We start from the raw sequence: 3,014 nt of genomic DNA, 5'->3' as shown, positions 1-3,014 counted from the left end.
AAATTGAACAATGTGGTGTGATGCAATGATAAGCCTGTTAGATTCTAGGTTTGCACCGCATAGCTAGAACCAATTAATACACATAAAAAAATAACAAATGTTCTATTTAGAACGGCATCACTCCAGTGTTCAGTGATATTTAACCCACGTTTACTTTTAAGTGATGTTATTTTTGGGTGGTTTTGAATAGGGTAAAGCTATTATTTTTTACAAATACCTATGATGTCAGTAATGTTTATTATGAAGATGAAGCCAAGCTATTACGTGATTCCTATGCTTATTGCATTTAATGTCCATGCGGCTGACAGTCAGTGTGATGTGATTTCCAGCCAGTTACACGATGTGAGCAATGGCTCTGAAGCGGTTGAACATTCTGGCGGGTACAGCGTTCGTGACAATCCGCCTATTCGCTGCGCCGAGGTCGTGTTTAAGACCAAACAGAGTTACGACAAAGTGGTTGCTTGGATGAATGATGATTTCACGGCGATTTATGTCGATGGTTCAGAAGCAACGTCCAATATGGTTCGATTTCGAGAGGATGATGTAAAAGCTGGCTACGTGAAAATGAAGGTAAATCAACCAATTACCGCTTATGTCTGTTTTGGTCAATCGAGCGTTCCGATCAGTCAAATAGAGTGCGATATAAAATAGATTGCTTAGCAATGTTAAGTGCCATCTCCTTAAATGGGGGGCAAATGATAGTCAGGCCTTATCCTGACAAAGCCATACATTTCGATACCCAATCCTTTTCACATTCAACGTACAATCGCCGCACTTAAATTATTGAAAAGGGTTGTTGTAACGATGTCAGCAAAATTTGTACTCTCACCCATTATGGGTTTGATGGTTTGTTTGGGTATGCATACACCAACAGTATTGGCTGAGTCAGTCGCTTGGGATCAAGCTGGTCAGCAATGGCAGACTCAACAATCGCAACATTTTATCGTGCACTTTCGCAGTGAATTGGCCCAGTACGCGGCGCGTTCGTTAGATATTGCCGAGAAAGTGCATCAAGACCTTGCCAGTCAATTCTCAAAGATGCCAGCTGAAAAAACGCACCTAACGCTGGTGGATGACTACGACTATTCCAACGGTTGGGCAACGCCGCTGCCTTATGCTCAAATTCGCTTGATCTTAAATCCCCCCAGCGATGTCAATGGATTGGAAGGCAATGATGAATGGTTGCACATGCTCATCCGCCATGAATACACTCACATTGTTCATATGGAATTAAATGAGCGTGCGGTCACCGGAGCTCGACGTATTTTTGGCCGTCACACACTGCTTTTCCCGCATGCAATGACACCCTCGATGCTGTTAGAAGGGTTAGCGGTTTACATGGAAAGCCAAAATGAACAAGGTTATGGACGTTTGCACAATAGCCATTTTGCGATGCAAATGCGCATGGAAGTGGCGAGCGGACAACTAGCTGATCTCAACCAAATCGTGGTAGCGAACAAACGTTTACCGCTTGGCAGTAATTACCTCTACGGCGCGTATTTTATTGATTATTTAGCTAAAACGTATGGCGAAGACGCACTCCAACATTTTTTAAGCGATTACAGTGGCTACCTAATTCCGGGCGTTTTCTTAAACCGAAGCGCTCAACGTGCTTTTGGTAAAGACTTTTTTGCGCTTTGGCAAGAGTTCCGTGCCGATCTAATCACGCAGTTTTCAGATCAAATTGTGCAAAGTAAGGAACAGCCTTCGGAGGCTCAATCTCTCGATAGCCAGCCGTTTGAATATCTATTAGCCAATGGTGGATCAGAGCAATTACTGGCTTGGCGTCGTGATGGGGTTGATCGAGCAAATTTAGCGATGTGGGATAGTAAGCAAAATCAATGGCAGCGTTTATTGACTACAAAAAGCTTAACTAGCCTCGATGTTCATCCCCAGCAAGGTATCGTCGCGTCACAAGTGAATAGTTATCTTGATGGACGAGTGTTGAATGATCTTTATCGCTACGTTGATGGGCAGTGGCAGCGTTTAACCGAGCAACAGCGCTTTACCCAAGTGCGTTGGAGCCGAGATGGGCAAAGTGTTTTCGCTACCCGTCATGAACAAGGGTTGCCTGAATTATGGCAGGTGACGCTGGATGGGCAGCAAACTCGCTTATGGCAAGGCACATACGGCTGGGTTATCGGTGATATGGCGCTGTCTCCGACTGGCGACATTTATGCTTCCGTGAAGCAGCCGTCTAGCGCGTGGAATATCATGCGTTTTGTCGCCAAAGAGCAGCGCTGGTTGGCTGTCACTGAAACATCAGCAACCGAGCATCAATTGAGTTTTACCCAAGAGGGTGAGTTGCTGTTCAGCGCCGATTACACGGGGCGTTATCAGATCTACCGAATGGACTTGGCCAGTTTGCAGTTGGAGCAGTTAACCAATGAAATTGGTGGTGCTTTTTCTCCGCAATGGAATCAATCGCAAGGGCTTATCTACCAAGCTTATGAGCATGATGGTTACCATTTGCGCCACATTCCGGCGGTGACGGCTTTCAATGAGGCTCCGCTGTCTTCCTTTTCCAAGGTGACATCCGTTGCTTCGACGCCGATATCTCAGGTCGAAAAAAGTGACACTACCGACTACTCACCGTTGTCGACTTTAACGCCACGTTATTGGGTTCCCGTTTGGCAAGGGGATGATAACCAATCGTTACTTGGTTTCTCGACCAGTGGTTCAGATGTGTTAGGGCGACATCAATATGAGATCCAAGCGGCTTGGGATACAAAAAATGCGTTGGCGACGTACCAATTGGGGTATCAATATGACAACCGTTGGCAAGCGACGCTCAGCCGAGAGCATGAGTTTAAGTTAAATCCATTGACCAATAAAGACGATCGCATTGTCCGTCAAGATGACTTAACGTTACAACGTAATTATTTATGGCATGGCCTCGATGATAACTTAACGTTTGGTATCGGAACTTATTGGCAGAAAGAGTCATTGATCAAAGCGCCTCAAGGTACGCGCTATACACAAGCCAGTGATGAGTGGCTGGCAGGGGCTGCATT

General features: G+C 45.5%; 2 protein-coding genes. Both read left to right on the top strand.

Features of this window, described 5'->3' with window-relative positions:
• Positions 1-231: 231 nt before the first annotated feature.
• On the top strand, positions 232-651 hold the full coding sequence (locus AACQ21_RS05470; RefSeq protein WP_019280950.1) for a hypothetical protein: 420 nt from the start codon (positions 232-234) through the stop codon (positions 649-651).
• Between the two features lie 153 nt (positions 652-804).
• Positions 805-3,014: TolB (locus AACQ21_RS05465; RefSeq protein ID WP_105976772.1), on the top strand; the 2,210-nt coding region annotated here is incomplete at its 3' end.

Origin of the sequence: Vibrio sp. V01_P9A10T6, assembly GCF_963877065.1 — a bacterium.
GTDB classification, from domain to species: Bacteria; Pseudomonadota; Gammaproteobacteria; order Enterobacterales; family Vibrionaceae; genus Vibrio; species Vibrio anguillarum.
This window is presented reverse-complemented; position numbering and strand designations above follow the sequence as displayed.